Annotated in this window: 16 protein-coding genes; 8 read left to right on the forward strand and 8 right to left on the reverse strand. The window is 70.1% G+C overall.

Annotation, left to right across the window (positions count from 1 at the left end; genetic code table 11):
- Positions 1 to 11: 11 nt before the first annotated feature.
- Positions 12 to 1,361 carry an NsdA family TPR-like regulatory protein gene (locus tag J8403_RS29825; RefSeq protein ID WP_211125871.1) on the forward strand — a complete coding sequence of 450 codons (1,350 nt, stop codon included), beginning with the start codon at positions 12 to 14 and terminating at the stop codon, positions 1,359 to 1,361.
- A gap of 113 nt (positions 1,362 to 1,474) precedes the next feature.
- Here the strand turns inward: J8403_RS29825 and J8403_RS29830 are convergent, their stop codons facing one another.
- Positions 1,475 to 2,893 carry a glycosyltransferase gene (locus J8403_RS29830; protein WP_246586049.1) on the reverse strand — a complete coding sequence of 473 codons (1,419 nt, stop codon included), beginning with the start codon at positions 2,891 to 2,893 and terminating at the stop codon, positions 1,475 to 1,477.
- A gap of 41 nt (positions 2,894 to 2,934) precedes the next feature.
- Entirely contained in the window at positions 2,935 to 3,108 is a 174-nt protein-coding gene (locus tag J8403_RS29835) for a hypothetical protein (protein WP_211125872.1), read from the reverse strand.
- 230 nt (positions 3,109 to 3,338) lie between these two features.
- On the opposite strand from J8403_RS29835, the gene J8403_RS29840 reads away from it, so the two are divergent.
- Together J8403_RS29840 and J8403_RS29845 are read left to right on the forward strand one after the other, a co-directional pair.
- The gene (locus tag J8403_RS29840) at positions 3,339 to 3,917 is read left to right on the forward strand and encodes an HD domain-containing protein (protein ID WP_211125873.1); all 579 of its coding nucleotides are present in this window, start codon (positions 3,339 to 3,341) and stop codon (positions 3,915 to 3,917) included.
- 78 nt (positions 3,918 to 3,995) lie between these two features.
- Positions 3,996 to 4,475, forward strand: a complete 480-nt coding sequence (locus J8403_RS29845; protein ID WP_211125874.1) for a MarR family winged helix-turn-helix transcriptional regulator — start codon at positions 3,996 to 3,998, stop codon at positions 4,473 to 4,475.
- 140 nt (positions 4,476 to 4,615) lie between these two features.
- Here J8403_RS29845 and J8403_RS29850 read toward each other — a convergent pair whose 3' ends face one another.
- Positions 4,616 to 5,266 (reverse strand): FMN-dependent NADH-azoreductase, encoded by a 651-nt coding sequence (locus J8403_RS29850; protein ID WP_211125875.1) that lies wholly within the window; start codon positions 5,264 to 5,266, stop codon positions 4,616 to 4,618.
- 163 nt (positions 5,267 to 5,429) lie between these two features.
- Here J8403_RS29850 and J8403_RS29855 point away from each other — a divergent pair, with 163 nt between their 5' ends.
- A complete protein-coding gene (locus J8403_RS29855) occupies positions 5,430 to 6,095 on the forward strand; it encodes a nitroreductase (protein ID WP_211125876.1) in 666 nt (221 codons plus the stop codon).
- Positions 6,096 to 6,246: 151 nt separating this feature from the next.
- Here J8403_RS29855 and J8403_RS29860 read toward each other — a convergent pair whose 3' ends face one another.
- Positions 6,247 to 6,723, reverse strand: a complete 477-nt coding sequence (locus J8403_RS29860; protein WP_211128495.1) for an RrF2 family transcriptional regulator — start codon at positions 6,721 to 6,723, stop codon at positions 6,247 to 6,249.
- A 151-nt stretch (positions 6,724 to 6,874) separates the two neighbouring features.
- On the opposite strand from J8403_RS29860, the gene J8403_RS29865 reads away from it, so the two are divergent.
- On the forward strand, positions 6,875 to 7,603 hold the full coding sequence (locus tag J8403_RS29865) for an SDR family oxidoreductase (RefSeq protein ID WP_211125877.1): 729 nt from the start codon (positions 6,875 to 6,877) through the stop codon (positions 7,601 to 7,603).
- 47 nt (positions 7,604 to 7,650) lie between these two features.
- Here J8403_RS29865 and J8403_RS29870 read toward each other — a convergent pair whose 3' ends face one another.
- Entirely contained in the window at positions 7,651 to 9,057 is a 1,407-nt protein-coding gene (locus tag J8403_RS29870) for an FAD-binding oxidoreductase (protein ID WP_211125878.1), read from the reverse strand.
- Positions 9,058 to 9,209: 152 nt separating this feature from the next.
- On the reverse strand, positions 9,210 to 10,013 hold the full coding sequence (locus tag J8403_RS29875) for an SDR family NAD(P)-dependent oxidoreductase (protein ID WP_211125879.1): 804 nt from the start codon (positions 10,011 to 10,013) through the stop codon (positions 9,210 to 9,212).
- A 127-nt stretch (positions 10,014 to 10,140) separates the two neighbouring features.
- On the opposite strand from J8403_RS29875, the gene J8403_RS29880 reads away from it, so the two are divergent.
- Positions 10,141 to 11,049: a LysR family transcriptional regulator gene (locus J8403_RS29880; protein ID WP_211125880.1), complete on the forward strand. Its 909-nt coding sequence runs from the start codon at positions 10,141 to 10,143 to the stop codon at positions 11,047 to 11,049.
- A 254-nt stretch (positions 11,050 to 11,303) separates the two neighbouring features.
- Here J8403_RS29880 and J8403_RS29885 read toward each other — a convergent pair whose 3' ends face one another.
- The gene (locus J8403_RS29885) at positions 11,304 to 11,999 is read right to left on the reverse strand and encodes a restriction endonuclease (protein ID WP_211125881.1); all 696 of its coding nucleotides are present in this window, start codon (positions 11,997 to 11,999) and stop codon (positions 11,304 to 11,306) included.
- Between the two features lie 324 nt (positions 12,000 to 12,323).
- On the opposite strand from J8403_RS29885, the gene J8403_RS29890 reads away from it, so the two are divergent.
- Positions 12,324 to 12,986 (forward strand): ClpP family protease, encoded by a 663-nt coding sequence (locus J8403_RS29890; RefSeq protein WP_211125882.1) that lies wholly within the window; start codon positions 12,324 to 12,326, stop codon positions 12,984 to 12,986.
- 1 nt (position 12,987) lies between these two features.
- Positions 12,988 to 13,593, forward strand: a complete 606-nt coding sequence (locus tag J8403_RS29895) for a ClpP family protease (RefSeq protein ID WP_211125883.1) — start codon at positions 12,988 to 12,990, stop codon at positions 13,591 to 13,593.
- A 75-nt stretch (positions 13,594 to 13,668) separates the two neighbouring features.
- On the opposite strand, the gene J8403_RS29900 is transcribed toward J8403_RS29895, so the two are convergent.
- A complete protein-coding gene (locus tag J8403_RS29900) occupies positions 13,669 to 14,298 on the reverse strand; it encodes a hypothetical protein (protein ID WP_211125884.1) in 630 nt (209 codons plus the stop codon).
- Between the last annotated feature and the right edge of the window lie 361 nt (positions 14,299 to 14,659).

The following is a 14,659-nucleotide window of genomic DNA, read 5'->3' on the forward strand; positions in this document are numbered from 1 at the left end:
ATGATGAGGGCATGAGCACGTGCGCAACACTTCGCGGCGCTGCTGCCCTCAAGTCCCTCCGAAGGGCGCGAGGGTGGTCCCTGGCCGACACCGCCCGGGCACTCATCGACACCGCGCGCCGCCTCGGCCAGCCCCTCGACTCATCGGTTCCGAGCGTGCAGCGATCCGTCGCACGATGGGAGAGCGCGAAACGCCCCGTCCTCCCCAGCGACCGGTATCAGCTGCTGCTCGCACACCTCTACGCCCGAGGCACCGACGGCCACGTTGCCCTTGGGCCGGGCAGCGACTTCGCCGAGCTGCTCGACGCCCTGGCGCACCTTGGCGAGGCGGGCAACCGACTGAGCGAGCTGCGCGCCTTACTGGTACGTACCGCCACCGATGACGGTTCCGGCCTGCTCGCCCTGCTCGGGCCCACGACCCGGCTGTCGATGGCGGCCGCGCTCACCGATCCGGCACGCGTCGATGACGTACTGCTGGCCGATTTGACGACGGCCGTAGGCGACGTCAACGCCCAAGTCGGCTCGCTGCCCTTCGCCCGGCTACAGCTACTGCTCGCCCCGGTGATCGAGTCCTGTCGGCGACTGCTGACCGGTGGCGTCCCCGAACCCCTGCTGCCCGAACTGCGCACCGTCGCGGCACAGGCGTACACCCTCGCCGGACGGCTGGCGTTCGAAACCCGCGACGACCAGGCATCCCACGCCCTATACGCAGCCGCCACGGCCACGGCCGGGCAGCTCGACGACCGGTGGCGCAGGGCTGTTGTCCACATGAGCCACGCTCTGGTGACGCTCTACTCGACTCCTGGTCTCGACTCGGCGCGCCGGCTGGTCGATGCAGCGGTGCGGGATGCCCGTACGGGCGACAGCGTCCGCGTGCGGGCCCGAGCCCATGCGCTCCAGGCCGAGATCGCCGCTCGGTCGGGTGCCGAGCGGCACGCACAGACCGCGCTGTCCCTCGCCTGGTACGACATCGACCGCGAGAACGACACCGGCACCGACCCAGCGGCCACGAGCTTCAGCGCTGATCACCTACGCGGCTTCGAAGGGCTGTGTGAGCTGTATGTGGGAGACGCGGCGGTCGCTCACGACTTCTTCGCCGGCAGCGCGGCGGCGCTGGGGCCGGCGCGGGAGCGGGTGCAGCGGGCCATCATCTCCACCGATCAGGCCCTGGCCTGCATTCGGCTGGACGCTCCGGAGAGCGCCGCAACCCTCCTGCACACCTGCATCGACTCGGCCGCGAGTACTGGCGGACGTGTGCCGGCGCTCCGCCTGCGTCGGGCACGCAAGGAACTGCGACCCTGGCGGCGGGAGGACTTCGTCGCCGACCTGGACGATCACCTCATCGACGTGCTGGGGAGCTGACACATCAAAGAGCCCCTCGCCCGGCCTGAAGGCCGGACGAGGGGGCGTTAACGATCGGAATGAAGAATCCCCGTGTCCACCGGCGTGGGCGATAGCTCCAGTCCGGTACTCGATCAGGCTGTGGTGCGCCGCGGAATCCGCATTTCGATAGTGGTCTCGCTGAGTGGGTCAAGCAGCTTGGCCAACGGCGCCTCAGCATCAGCACCGCCGCCGGACCCGCCCCCGAGGGAGACCTCAGCCCCGTTCTGACGCGTCCCCCAGCCCGTCTTGGCGCACGTCGCCACGCCGTACCAGCGCATGAACCGCAGCACCGTCCAGGCCCACACCACCGCGAGCGGCATGAGCAGCCAGGTGAGGATGCGGGATCGAATCCGCTCGTCGCTGCGGATGATGCCCAGATAACGCAGGCCCTGCGCCCAGCCGATGAGGAAAGGCACCACCAGGAAGCTCACGGGCGGGTAGTTGCCGTAGGCGGCCGGTTCGACCACGAGCAGCCACACCAGGACCGTGGTGGACAGCGCCACCTGGAACCAGCGCAGCAGGTGGGCCCAGTACGCCCACCGGTTCAGCGGCAGGTAGCGCATGCGCCAGATGGAGCGGATGGTGGAGCCGCGCATCCACCGCAGGTACATGCGCAGCAGGTGTCCGGTCTTCTCCGGCATGGCGGTGAAAACCACGGCTGAGGGCTGCTGGACGGTCTGGCCGCGCAGCAGGGCGTAGAGGGTGAGCAGGGAGTCGTCCGAGAACATCACGGGGCGGCCCATGAACGTCTCGTTCAGGTAGCTGTCGAGGTTGTCCCGGACGACGTCAGCCCGGTAGGCGGCGAGCGGACCGCTGTTGACGAGGACGCTCCCCATGGCGGACAGGGCGCTGCGATCGACCAACTGCCCGGTGAGGAACCACAGGTCCGTGATCCTGGCGAGCAGGTTCGCGCGGTGGTTGGTGGAGATGACGATCCCGGCGACAGACTGCACCCGCGGGCGGGCGAACGGCACCAACGCCTGCTCGATGGCGTTCGGTGCCAGGCAGGAGTCGGAGTCGACGGTGACGTAGATGTCCGCGTCGGAACTCTTGCGCACGCCGTGCGCCTGGGCGTGCCGCTTCCCGGCGTTGGGCACGCGCTGCCAGGAGGTCGCGATCCCGGCAGTGGCGGCCGCGACGTGCCACCAGGCGCGCACCTCGGCGTAGTCGGTGTTCGTTGACCCGTCGTCGACGACATGGACGGAGTCCGGCCGGCGCGACTGGTCGATGAAGGACTGGAGACCAAGCCGTAGGTAGCCGGGGTCCTCGTTGTAAGTGGGCATGAGGATCGAGACGTGCAACGCGTCCAGTTGCCGCTTGATGCGGGGGGTGAGGCGGCGGGTCCGCTCCAGGTGGTACATGACGGTCTGGAGCATGAGCATCGCGAACGTGATGGTCCACACCGCAGCGAGGCGGCTGCCGGCTGGGCCGCCATAGTGGGCCGCTTGGAGGGCGTGCTGTGCGGCCCAGGCCGCCGCCAAAGTGAGGGCCACGGCGCCGGTGAACACCATGCCTGAGCGGTGGGAGTGTGCTGCGAGCACGCCGGGTCGGGTCACTGCTGGCCCGCCTGGCGGCCACGGCGGAAGCCGAACCGGATGGCGAGTGCGCCCGCGGCGATGATGCCGGCGGCGACGGCGAGCAGCCACCAGCCGGTGATCACAGTGCTGCCGACGACGATGGCGCCGGCGGCGGAGCCAGTCCGGGCGAGTTGGGCGTTATCAGACATGATCAGATCCCCCCTGATGTGTGGATGACGATTCCAGCGCATCCGGGTCGATCTCGTGATGGTGTGACAATTTCCTGACACAGGAGTAGTTGCGTGACAGGGGGTCGCACGCCCTATTTCGCCTCGTGCGCCCCTGGGGGCGGGCGCGACGATCAGGCCGAGAGGATGATGGTGGTGGCCCGGCGGTAGCGATCGCGATCCGCCTCGCTGAGGCGTGAGAGGAGTTGACGGTGGCTGACGATCTGCATGCGGTGGCACGTTTTCTGTTCGAAGCCGGGGTGCTGAAGCAGAACCGCAGGACGGGCTGGTGGATGGCCGGGGTGCGGGACCCGGAATCCGTCGCCGAGCATGCCTGGCGCACGTCGCTGATCGCCTCGGTCATCGCTCAGCTCGAAGGCGCCGATCCGGCGCGGGCCGCGCTCATGGCCGTCTGGCACGACTCTCAGGAGACGCGTACCGGCGACATGAACCACCTGGGCAAGAAGTACGCGCCCGGCCCCGACCCACAGGCGGTGACCGCGGACCAGACCGCCGATATGCCCGAGGTGCTCGCCTCCGCTGTGCGGGCATGGGTCGGTGAGTACGAAGCGAAGGAGTCGCCCGAGGCGGTATGCGCTCGGGACGCGGACAAGCTCGAATGTCTGCTGCAGGGGCTCGAATACCTGGCGCAGGGATACGAAAACGCTCAGCGATGGGTCGACAACAGCCGCGGCCGGTTGGTGACGGACACCGGCAAGCGCCTCGCTGACGAACTCCTGAATCAGGGCTCTCTCGACTGGCTCCGCGCCGCGCTGGGGGAGAAGCCGTAGCGGGCGCGGAAGCCTGGTCGCCGGATTTGGTTTCAAGTGAGACCGTATCGAACGGATGATTGGCTGTAATGTGGTCTCATGACCGCCGATGTTTCGCCCCAGCCCACCGCCTCGCGTGCGACCGGTCGCCCCGGGGATGCCTCGCCGTTCGCGCTCGGGTTGCTGCTGCGCCGGGCGCACTGGAGGGCGGCTGGGGTGATGACGGAGGCGCTTCGGCCGCTCGGCATTGAGCTGCGCCATTTCGCCGTGCTGATCGTGCTGGTCGACTGCGGGCCGACCGTGCAGCGGGACCTGGTGGCGGCAACGGGGTCGGACAAGGCGGGGATCATGCGGGTCGTGGACGACCTGGAGCGCAAGGGGCTGGTCGTACGGAAGGCCGTTCCGGGGGATCGGCGGGTGCGGGCGGTGGAGATCACGCCTCAGGGGGTCGAGCTTTTCGACGCCGCCCATGTGGCGGCGGAGCCGCTGGCTGAGCGGCTGGTCGCCGAGCTGGCGCCCGGTGAGCCCGAGCAGCTGACGGATCTGCTGAACCGGTTCGCCTATCCCGCGGAGGGCTAGGAGTAGGGGCGTTTCGCCCAGTCCGGGTTGTGGGGGTCCTGGGGCTTGGGCCGGCGCCCCTCTGTTCTTGCGTGGGGGCGCGAACGCCGTGTGACCAGCCTGGGGCGCGGCGTCACACGGCGTTCGTCGTCCGGTACGGGCTACGCGGCGAGTCGCTTCGCGAGCTCCATGGCCTTGGCGGTCGCGTCCTCGAAGGCGCGCTCGCGGGATGCCGCGTAGAGGGGGATCAGCTCGGACATGGCCGGGTTGCGGGGGGCCATGGTGAGTTCCGGGACGATGAAGTCGAGGTCCAGGCCCAGGGTGCGCTTGAGGGCCGCCTCCAGGTAGTTCTGCACGAAGTCGAAGCCCTCGCGCGGGGTGCCCGGTGCGTAGGAGCCGCCGCGGCTGGCGACGACGACGGTCGGCGTGCCCTCGGCGGAGGGGGTCTCGCCCGCGGTGCGGCCGAGCAGGAGCACGTTGTCGAGCCACGCCTTGAGGGTCGAGGGGATCGAGAAGTTGTGCATGGGGGCGGAGATCAGGATGGCGTCCGCCTGCTCCAGCTCCTCCATGAGCGTCTCGCGCACGGCGAACGCCACGGACTGCTCCGGGGTGCGCTCGGCCGGGGCGGTGTAACCGGCGGACCAGGCGGCGGCGGTCATGTGCGGGACGGGGTCGGCGGCGAGGTCGCGGTAGATCACCGTGCCCTCCGGGTGCTGCTCCTCCCAGGTCTTGCGGAAGGCGGCCGTGACCGAACGGGACGAGGACGCCTCGCCCGGAAGCACGGACGAGTCGATGTGCAGCAGCGTGACCATGAACTTTCTCCAAGAGTGACGCCCGGGGCGGGGAGCCCGGGGCAGAGCTGAGCATGAGCGCTCGACGATAGTTAAACACGAGATAGTATTGAATGATACTGTAGTGAGTGTAACTGAGATGGACGTATCGCGTCGTATGGAGCAAGAGGGGAGAGAGACGATCTTGGACGTCTATGAGGCGGTCACGAGTCGACGGGCAGTGCGAGGCTTCACCGACCAGCCCGTCCCGAGAGAGGTGCTGGAGCGTGTGCTGTCCGCAGCGGCTTGGGCGCCGTCCGGATCGAACGTTCAGCCGTGGAACATCTACGTGCTGACCGGCGCGCCGCTCGCCGAGCTCAAGAAGCGGGCCGGCGAGCGCCTGGCCGCGGGCGAGCCCTTCGATGAGGCGGAGTACGTGCAGTACCCGGCCGATATGAAGTCCCCGTACAGCGATCGCCGGTCCGCCTTCGGCGAGCAGCGCTATGGGGCGCTCGGTGTCGCGCGCGAGGACGTGGAGGGGCGCCAGCGGGCCGCCTCCGCGAACTGGCAGTGTTTCGGTGCGCCCGCCGCGCTGTTCTGCTACATCGACCGCGACCTGGGCCCGGCCCAGTGGTCCGACCTCGGCATGTATCTGCAGACCGTCATGCTCCTGCTCCGCGCCGAGGGGCTGCACAGTTGCCCGCAGATGGCGTGGGCGAAGTTCCGCAAGAGCGTCTCGGAGATCGTTTCGCCCCCGGACGAGCTCATGCTCTTCTGTGGCATGTCGATCGGGTACGAAGACCCCGCGCAGAGGCTCGAGCGTACGGGTCGGGCACCGCTCGACGAGACGGTCACCTTCATCGAGGGTTAGTGAGGGTCCGCAGGGCCTTCGGGGTCCTCGGGGGCCGAGGGCTCCCCGGGGGCCTCGGGGTCCCCGGGGCTTCGGGGGTTGCAGGGGGCTCGGGGTCTTCGGGCCTCGGGGGACTCGGTGGCCTCGGGTCCTCAGGGGCCGCGCGTGGCGCTCAGCCTTGCGGCGCCGTCAGCCACGCGCTGACGCGCGTCATCGCCGACGGCCCCGAGGTCTCGGCGACGTCCAGCGCCAGATCGGCGATCGAGACGGCGCGCAGCGCTTCCCGCCAGGCCGCGTCCGCCCCGGACATCGCCCGGGCGATCGGGCACGGTGTGGTGCAGGACTCGGCCGGGGTGGCCAGCGGGCCCCGCTGGCGGATCTCCGTGCAGGTGAACGCCGCGGCGGGGCCGTCGACCGCTTCCACCACGTCGAGCACCGTGATCGAGCCGGGCTCCCGGGTGAGTACGTAACCGCCCGCCTTGCCCTGGACCGAGCGCACAAGCCCGGCCCGGGAGAGCGCCTGCAGCTGTTTGGCCAGGTAGCTGGCCGAGACATCGTGCAGTTCCGCCAGCTTGGTCGCGGGGATGGGCTCCTCGACGGACGTGAGCACGACGCAGCAGTGCAGGGCCCACTCGACTCCGCCGGACATCTTCACGGGACCACTGTAATCAGCCCGTCTACTCGGACAACTTGTGTCCGCGTATTTTCTCGGACAAGATGTGTCCGAGTTTGGTGGATGCCCCGCTCGTGTGGGTACCCATATGCCGTGTTTCAGACGTAATCCCGACGAAGGGCATGTCATGAAGTTCGCAGTCATCGGCGGTACCGGGCTGATCGGATCGCAGGTCGTCAAGAATCTGAACGCCGCCGGGCACGAGGCGGTGCCGCACTCGCAGTCCACCGGCGTCGACGTCATCACCGGCCAGGGGCTGGACGAGGCGGTGGAGGGAGCCGACGTCGTCGTCAACCTGACCAACTCGCCGACCTTCGACGAAGCCTCCCCGGCCTTCTTCCAGACCTCGATGGACAACCTGCTGGCCGCGGCTCAGCGGGGCGGCGTCGGCCACTTCGTGATCCTCTCGATCGTCGGCGTGGACCAGGTGCCGGAGCTGGACTACTACCGGGCCAAGGTGCTCCAGGAGGAGATCCTCGCGGCCGGGCCGATCCCGTACTCGATCGTCCGGGCGACGCAGTTCATGGAGTTCATGGACGCCACCATGTCCTGGACCTCCGACGCCGAGACCGTCCGGCTGCCCGCCACGCCGATCCAGCCCATCGCCGCCAAGGACGTGGCCGCCGCGGTGGCGGAGGTCGCCGCGGGCACCCCCATTCGCGGCATTCACAACATCGCGGGCCCCGAGGTCTTCACCCTGGACGAGCTGGGCCGGATCACCCTGTCCCACACGGGCGACGACCGCACCGTCGTCACCGACCCCACCGCCGGCATGTTCGCCGCCGTCAAGGGCGACGTCCTCACCGACAAGGGCGCCCACCTCGCCACCACCCGCTACACCGACTGGCTCTCCTGACGCGGCCTGCCGTGGCGGGAGCGGACGAGACGCCGGCCCGTCCGGCGTCACCGCCCCGCCGGGCGGGGCTCGATGCGGGGCTCGACGTTGTGGTTGAGCCGGAAGACGTTGTCCGGGTCGTACAGGGCCTTCACCCCGGCCAGGCGCTGGTAGTTCTCGGCGCCGAACCCCTCGATGACCCGGTCCCGGCCCTCCCTGCCGATGAAGTTGAGGTAGACCGCGCCGCGGGACCACGGCCGGACGTCGGCGCGGGTGTCATGGGCCCATTGCCGTACGCGGGCGTCGTCGGCCGGGTCGTCCCACAGGCCGAAGGGGTGCACGATCCAGGCCGCCCCGCGCCAGGGCAGCGGATAGTCGGAGGGTCCCCCGCTCACCGCTCCGCCCTGGGGGAACAGCACGTGCTGGGAGGGGGAGGGGACGACCATGTCGGAGGCGCGCGAGCAGAAGCGGTCCACCGCCTGGTCCGGAAAGGAGTCGAGGTATTCCGCGGACCAGTAGTTCCGGTAGCCGGGCGGGTCGTCGAGCATGCACTGCAGATCCGCGTAGGGCAGCTCCGTGATCATTTCCGCGTCGTGGCCGAGTCGCAGCAGGGGAGCGGAGATGGCGCGGGCCTGCTCCTCGTGGCCGGTGTACGTGATGAGCACCGCGCAGACGAGGGTGTCGACCATGTCGTCGGGAACGAACTCCTCCGGCGGGCCGGTGAGATAGAGCAGCCCTCCGCCGACCTGGCCCGGCGCGGACGCGAAGAAGTCGCGGTAGGCGCGCGCCACGGCCGGACCCGCTTCCGGGCGCCACAGCAGCAGCATCGCCGTCATGGTGGTGAGCGGATGGAGCCGGAGGGTGAAGGCGGTGGCCACGCCGAAATTGCCGCCACCGCCGTGCAGGGCCCAGAACAGCTCCGGGTGCTCCTTCTCGTCCACGTGCAACTGGTCGCCCTGCGCCGTCACCAGCTCCACGGACAGGAGGTTGTCGCAGGCCAGACCGAAGGCGCGGTCCAGAAAGCCCGCGCCACCGCCCAGTACGAAGCCGCCGACCCCGGTGGTGGACACCCGGCCTCCGGTCGTCGCCAGGCCGTACGGCTGCGTCGCCCGGTCGAGCCCGCTCATGATCGCGCCGCCGCCGACCGTGGCCGTACGGGCGACGGGGTCGACCGTCACCCCGTCCATCCGGCGCAGGTCGATGACGAGACCGTCGTCCACGAGGGACATCCCGGCCACGCTGTGTCCGCCGCCGCGCACCGCGATCGGCAGACCCTGGTCGCGGGCGAAGCGGATCGCGTGGGCGACGTCCTGTGCGGTCTCGCATTGCGCGATGGCGGCCGGGCGCCGGTCGATCATCGTGTTGAAGATCTTGCGGGCCTCGTCATAGGCCGCGTCGCCCGGCGTGATCACGTCGCCGACGAGACGCTCGCCGAGGTCGGTGAGGGCTGCGCCGTAGCTGCCAGCGGCTGCCATGGGGACCACTCCCCGGAGTGATGGCCGGCTTCATGTCCGTTGCCGACCTCCCCTCAAGCGTAGCGAGCGGTGCGGTCGGGGGCGCGTCGAGAAGGGTGCGCAGCGGGCCCCGGGCGTGCCCCGCAACCGAGCGCCGCTTACCCGAACGGCGCTCAACCGAACGCCGCCAGGGAGACCGGCTGCCACTCCCGCCACGTCGCCAGGCGCTCCTCGTAGAGATCGGCGACATCGGTGAAGGACTTGCCGAGGAAGATCCTCAGCGGGGGCCGTTCCGCGTCGACGATCCGGAGAATCGCGTCGCGGGTCGCCCGCGGGTCACCGACCTCGAAATCCACCGCGGTGGCCTCGTGGACTTCGGCGTAGTCCGGGTGCCGCTCACTGTGCCGCGCCCCGCGCTCCAGCCAGTCGGTGGCATAGGGGCCGGGCTCGACGTTGGTGATATGGATGCCGAAGGCCGCCACCTCCTGTGCCAGGGACTCCGACAATCCCTCAAGGGCCCATTTGGAGGCGTGGTACGCGCCGATGCCGGGGAAGGCCCGTACGCCGCCCTCGCTGGTCACCTGGAGGATCCGTCCCGATCGCTGCGACCGCATGAGGGGCAGAACGGCCTGTGTGACCCACACCGCGCCCAGGAAGTTGGTCTCCAGCTGGGCCCGGAGTTCGTCCTCGGTCAGCTCCTCGACCATGCCGAAATGCCCGTAGCCGGCGTTGTTGACGGCGATGTCCAGCGAACCGAAATGCGCATGGGCGCGCCGCACGGCCGCATCCACCGCGGCGCGGTCGGTGACATCGAGCCGCAGTGGCAGCACCGCATCGCCGTACCGCTCGACCAGAGGGGTCAGCCGGCTGACATCCCGGGCCGTCGCCGCCACATGATCGCCGCGTTCCAGCGCGGCGTCCGCCCACTCGCGGCCGAACCCCCTCGAGCTGCCCGTGATGAACCACGTCTTCGCCATGATGATGAGTGCTCCCTGTGATGGTCTGGCTGCTGTCGCTCCTCCAGCGTGCGACGGGTCTGGGCATTCCACCAGCGAAGGTCTGGTATAGGAGACATGCGGTTCCGGAATGTGTCAGAGTGGTGGCATGGCCGAGCTGTCCCTCACCGGTCTCCGCGTCGTCCGGGCCGTCGTCGACACCGGATCGTTCACCGCCGCGGCCGACGCACTCGGATACACCCAGTCGGCGGTGTCCCGTCAGGTGGCGGCGATGGAAGCCGCCGCGGGCGCACCGCTGTTCGTCCGGGGCGCCCGTGGGGTGACGCCCTCACCCGCGGGTATGGTGCTCGCCCGCCGGGCCGCGACGGTCCTCAGCGAGATCGACGCCGTCGGCGCGGACCTCGCCGGGCTGACGGACCATGTCACCGGACGCGTCTCCATCGCGGCCTTCCCCTCGGCCGCCGCCGTGCTCGTCCCCCGGACCCTGGCCCGGCTGCGCGACGACCATCCGGCGCTGATCGTCGAGTTCGGCGAGGCGTCCTCGCCCACCCAGCTCCGCCAACTCCGCGCCCACCGCATCGATGTCGCGGTGATCGGCGTGGGAGCGGATCTGCCCGGCTACGCATTCGACGGACTGCGCCGCGATCTGCTCCTCGACGGCGGCCTGCTGCTCGCCGTCCCCGCGAACCACCGGTTCGCCGGTCGCGGAACCATCCCGGTCACCGAGCTCAGGGACGAGCCCTGGATCGTCGGCAAGGGCCTCCGCGACGACCCCCAGTTCGGCGCCTGGCCCACCCTCGACCACCCGCGGATCGCCTACGCCGCCCGCGAATGGCCCACCCGCCTCGGCCTCGTCGCCACCGGTCTCGGCATCGCCGTACTCCCCGAAGTGGCCGCCGCCGCGATCCCCGCCGGCGTCCGCACCGTCCGCGTCGACGACCCCGCCTGGCTCGGCCGGGCGATGGTCGCCGTCACGGCCCGCGACCGCTCTCCCGAGGTGACGGCCACCGTGGAGGCGCTGCGCCAGGAGGCCGCACAGCTGCGTGCGACACCCTGACGCCGGGGCGCGACCGTGCGGGCACATGCCAGCGCCCCCGGGGATTGGCGCGGGGGCGCGAGCGGGCTCGATCGCGGCGAGAGGCCACACCTGGGGAGAGGGGGCTCGCGCTCGGCATGGGTCGAACCTGGTTGTGACGGTAGGCCCGTGATGCTGTGTGTGTCACGGGTCGCGCACAAGACTGCCCGTATGAGGTCCTGATACGGCCCCCGCCGGGGCCTGATCGGCATGGGTCGGTCGGCTGGGCCGGGAGCTCATCGAGGGCTGTGGTGGCCGGGGCCGGGGGCGCCGGATTGGCCCGGTGGGCGTGGGGCCGTCGCGGGGCGGGCGGCTGTGCCCCGAGTGTCCCTGAGGCCCCGTGGCCGACGGCCGTGGCCCGCCCCGTTGAGCGGGATCAGCGACTCCAAGGTGGAGCCCCGCACCCAGGCGCCGAGGAGGTTGCGGTGCATGGCGACGATCTCGTGCTTCACCGCGAGCCGCTCCGCCTCCCGGGTGAAGTCGCAGGTGGCGACGAACACCGCCACGTCCGCGGCGTGTTCGGCCTTCGCGGTGCCGAGGAACTTCTGCATATCGCCGCTCGGCACGGTGCGATGGGGTGCGTAGTGCTTGCACTGGATCACCAGCCGGCGCCCGTCGGGCATCCGGCCGACGACGTCGGCGCCCAGGTCACCCGACTTTCCGGAGACGACGACCTGGGTGCAGCCGTCCCGGCGGCACAGCTCGGCGACGTACCGTTCGAACCGCTGCCAGGTCATGGCGTCGACCTCGGCCATGGACCGCTCGCGCGCCGCGTTCTCCTCCTCGGTCTGCCAGGCGCGGTGTTCCGCCACGGTGCGCAGCTGCGTACGCCGCAACCACCAGCCGACGCCGCCGAGCAGGCCGATGAGGATCGCCCCGACGACGTACGGCCACACCGTCTTCCAGAGCAGGGCCAGCGCGAGGAGTGCCACCGCGCCGCCGCTCCAGGCCGTGCGGTGCAGCCGTGCCTTCGCTCGCCGTAAGGCCGCTTTACGTCGGCGTTGCCGTTGCCGTAACCGCTGCCCTCGTCGTCGCACGGCCATCGCGCCCGCCCCCCTGTCGGCTCGTTTACCGGCAGTCTCGGGAATGGCGAGACGCCCCGCAAGACCGCCTTATGGGCCGCCGGACCGGGTCTGCCGTGGGCGAATCTGCCGCGGGCCGAGATTCCTTACCGCGCAAGCGAATGGGGCCCATGGTGAAAGGACCGCGGCGGTGTGCGTCGCGGTACGCACAGGCGGCACTCACAGGGAGGTCCGATGGGAACATTCGGAGCATTCACCACCGGCTGGGAGCCGGGGCCTATTCCGCGAGCCGCGGAGGGGGACACGGCACCCACGCGGTTCGACGATCACCTCGCCTCGCAGCTGCTGACCCAGCGCATCGTCTTCCTCGGGACGCAGGTGGACGAGGTGTCCGCGAACCGGGTGTGCGCGCAGATGCTGCTGCTGTCGGCCGAGGATCCGCGGTCGGACATCAACCTCTACATCAACAGCCCGGGCGGTTCGGTGACGGCGGGGCTGGCGATCTACGACACGATGCGGCTGATTCCGAACGACGTCTCCACGCTCACCATGGGATTCGCCGCGAGCATGGGGCAGTTTCTGCTCACCGTCGGAGCGCCGGGAAAGCGCTACGCACTGCCGAATTCCCGCATCATGATGCATCAGCCGTCCGCCGGTATCGGCGGGAGCACGGCCGATATCGCGATTCAGGCCGAGAACCTGGAATTCATGAAGCGGTCCATCGAGCGGATCACGGCGGAACACACCGGACAGAGCGTGGAGACCATTTCCCGCGACGGCGACCGCGACCGGTGGTTCACGGCGGAGCAGGCGAAGGAGTACGGAATGGTCGACCGGGTCCTGGAGTCCCTCGCGGACGTACGGCCGGCCGGGGCGCGACGCAGGATGGGGATCTGACATGGGGCAGTACACGATTCCGACCGTCGTCGAGCGCACCACGCAGGGGGAGCGCGCGTACGACATCTACAGCCGGCTGCTGTCCGAGCGGATCATCTTCCTCGGCACGGAGATCGACGACGGCGTGGCCAACGTCGTCATCGCGCAGCTGCTCCACCTCGAATCGTCGAGCTCGGAGCAGGAGATCGCGATCTACATCAACTCACCGGGCGGCTCGTTCACCTCGCTGATGGCGATCTACGACACGATGACGTTCGTGTCCGCGCCCATCTCGACGTTCTGTGTGGGGCAGGCGGCCTCGACCGCGGCGGTGCTGCTGGCCGGGGGAGACCCCGGGCGGCGGTTCGTGCTGGAGCACGCCCGGGTGCTGCTGGGGCAGCCGGTGAGCGGCGGTCAGCAGGGCACGGTCTCGGACCTCAGCCTGCAGGCCAAGGAGATGCTCCGGATCCGCTCGCAGGTCGAGGAGGTGCTGGCCCGCCATACGCCCCACGACGCCGCCACGCTCCGCGCCGACATGGACCGCGACAAGGTCTTCACGGCGCGGGAGGCGGTGGCGTACGGGCTCGCCGACGAGGTGCTGAGCCGGCGGGCGGGCCGGGGTTTCTGAGCGCGTTCCTTCGAACCTCCCGGCCCATCGGACTCCGGACTCCGGGCTCCGGACTCCGGACTCCGGACTCCGGACTCAGGCGGGGAGGTTCCACCTGCCGGTGTGCTCTCCGTTGGTCTGCAGGAGCGAGTCCATCTGGTACGTCACGGCCGTGATCTTCGCGTCCTGCGGCACGTTGAAGATCACCCAGCCGGTGGCCTTGTCGCCGGGCTGGAGGATCATGGTGAGGTCCATGGACTCACCGGCGGTGGGGCTACCGGGCTTGCCGGGGTACACCTTCCCGGTCGAGTCGACGACCTTCGCCCCCAGGTTGCCGGGGTCGTCGTAGGTGGCGTCGCCGGTGCTGAGGATCGTGAACTCCGTGGCGACCAGGCGCTGTCCGTCGGGGGCCGCGAAGGCCTCCAGCGCCGGTTTGGCGTGGTCCTCGTACTTCTTCAGCGTGACGTCGGCCTGGACGTTGGTACCCGTGGAGCCCATACCGGGCAGGCCCTCCAGCGAGAGGGTGTCACCGACCTTGGCGGCACTCTGCGTTGTGCTGGTGGGCGCGGCGTCCGGCGTCCGCCGGCCGTCGGACGCGGCGGCGCCGCCGGAACCGGCGCTCTTCGTGGCCTCGGCCTTGTTGCTGTCCCCGTCCGAACCCCCGCACGCCACGAGGGCGGCGGCGAGCACGACGGCCGCGGCGGCGGATGTGATGGAGCGATGCATGGAATTCCCCCGTAGTTGCCAGTGGAGCCGGCGGGTGTGGCGACACAGGAATTGTGAGGGCCTGGTGTGGGGGTGGCGTGTCTTTCCTGTCACCAAACGGCATCAGAGGGATGCGGCGGGCGGCGGTACGGCGGCGGGCCCGGACGGCCCGCCGCCTCTCCCACGGCGACCAGCCCCTCATCGCCGCGCCCCTGCGCCAGGTCATCACCGACCGCTTGCACGGCCCTGCCCCTCTACCTCGACCTGTCGACGGACAACCTCGTACAGCTCTGTAGCCTCGTTGGCGACTGCCCGTGGCTTTACCCTCCCGCGCGGCTGGTCAGTCGTCCTGGGCGTCCTCGTGCAGGCGCTGGGCGAGGTC

Origin of the sequence: Streptomyces yatensis (assembly GCF_018069625.1) — a bacterium.
Lineage (GTDB): Bacteria > Actinomycetota > Actinomycetes > Streptomycetales > Streptomycetaceae > Streptomyces > Streptomyces yatensis.

Bases quoted from the DNA above. Each gene is read 5' to 3' on its own strand.
- J8403_RS29825 (WP_211125871.1), top strand. From the start codon at position 12: ATGAGCACGTGCGCAACACTTCGCGGCGCTGCTGCCCTCAAGTCCCTC.
- J8403_RS29830 (WP_246586049.1), bottom strand. From the start codon at position 2,893: ATGGTGTTCACCGGCGCCGTGGCCCTCACTTTGGCGGCGGCCTGGGCC.
- J8403_RS29835 (WP_211125872.1), bottom strand. From the start codon at position 3,108: ATGTCTGATAACGCCCAACTCGCCCGGACTGGCTCCGCCGCCGGCGCC.
- J8403_RS29845 (WP_211125874.1), top strand. From the start codon at position 3,996: ATGACCGCCGATGTTTCGCCCCAGCCCACCGCCTCGCGTGCGACCGGT.
- J8403_RS29850 (WP_211125875.1), bottom strand. From the start codon at position 5,266: ATGGTCACGCTGCTGCACATCGACTCGTCCGTGCTTCCGGGCGAGGCG.
- J8403_RS29860 (WP_211128495.1), bottom strand. From the start codon at position 6,723: ATGTCCGGCGGAGTCGAGTGGGCCCTGCACTGCTGCGTCGTGCTCACG.
- J8403_RS29865 (WP_211125877.1), top strand. From the start codon at position 6,875: ATGAAGTTCGCAGTCATCGGCGGTACCGGGCTGATCGGATCGCAGGTC.
- J8403_RS29870 (WP_211125878.1), bottom strand. From the start codon at position 9,057: ATGGCAGCCGCTGGCAGCTACGGCGCAGCCCTCACCGACCTCGGCGAG.
- J8403_RS29875 (WP_211125879.1), bottom strand. From the start codon at position 10,013: ATGGCGAAGACGTGGTTCATCACGGGCAGCTCGAGGGGGTTCGGCCGC.
- J8403_RS29880 (WP_211125880.1), top strand. From the start codon at position 10,141: ATGGCCGAGCTGTCCCTCACCGGTCTCCGCGTCGTCCGGGCCGTCGTC.
- J8403_RS29890 (WP_211125882.1), top strand. From the start codon at position 12,324: ATGGGAACATTCGGAGCATTCACCACCGGCTGGGAGCCGGGGCCTATT.
- J8403_RS29895 (WP_211125883.1), top strand. From the start codon at position 12,988: ATGGGGCAGTACACGATTCCGACCGTCGTCGAGCGCACCACGCAGGGG.
- J8403_RS29900 (WP_211125884.1), bottom strand. From the start codon at position 14,298: ATGCATCGCTCCATCACATCCGCCGCCGCGGCCGTCGTGCTCGCCGCC.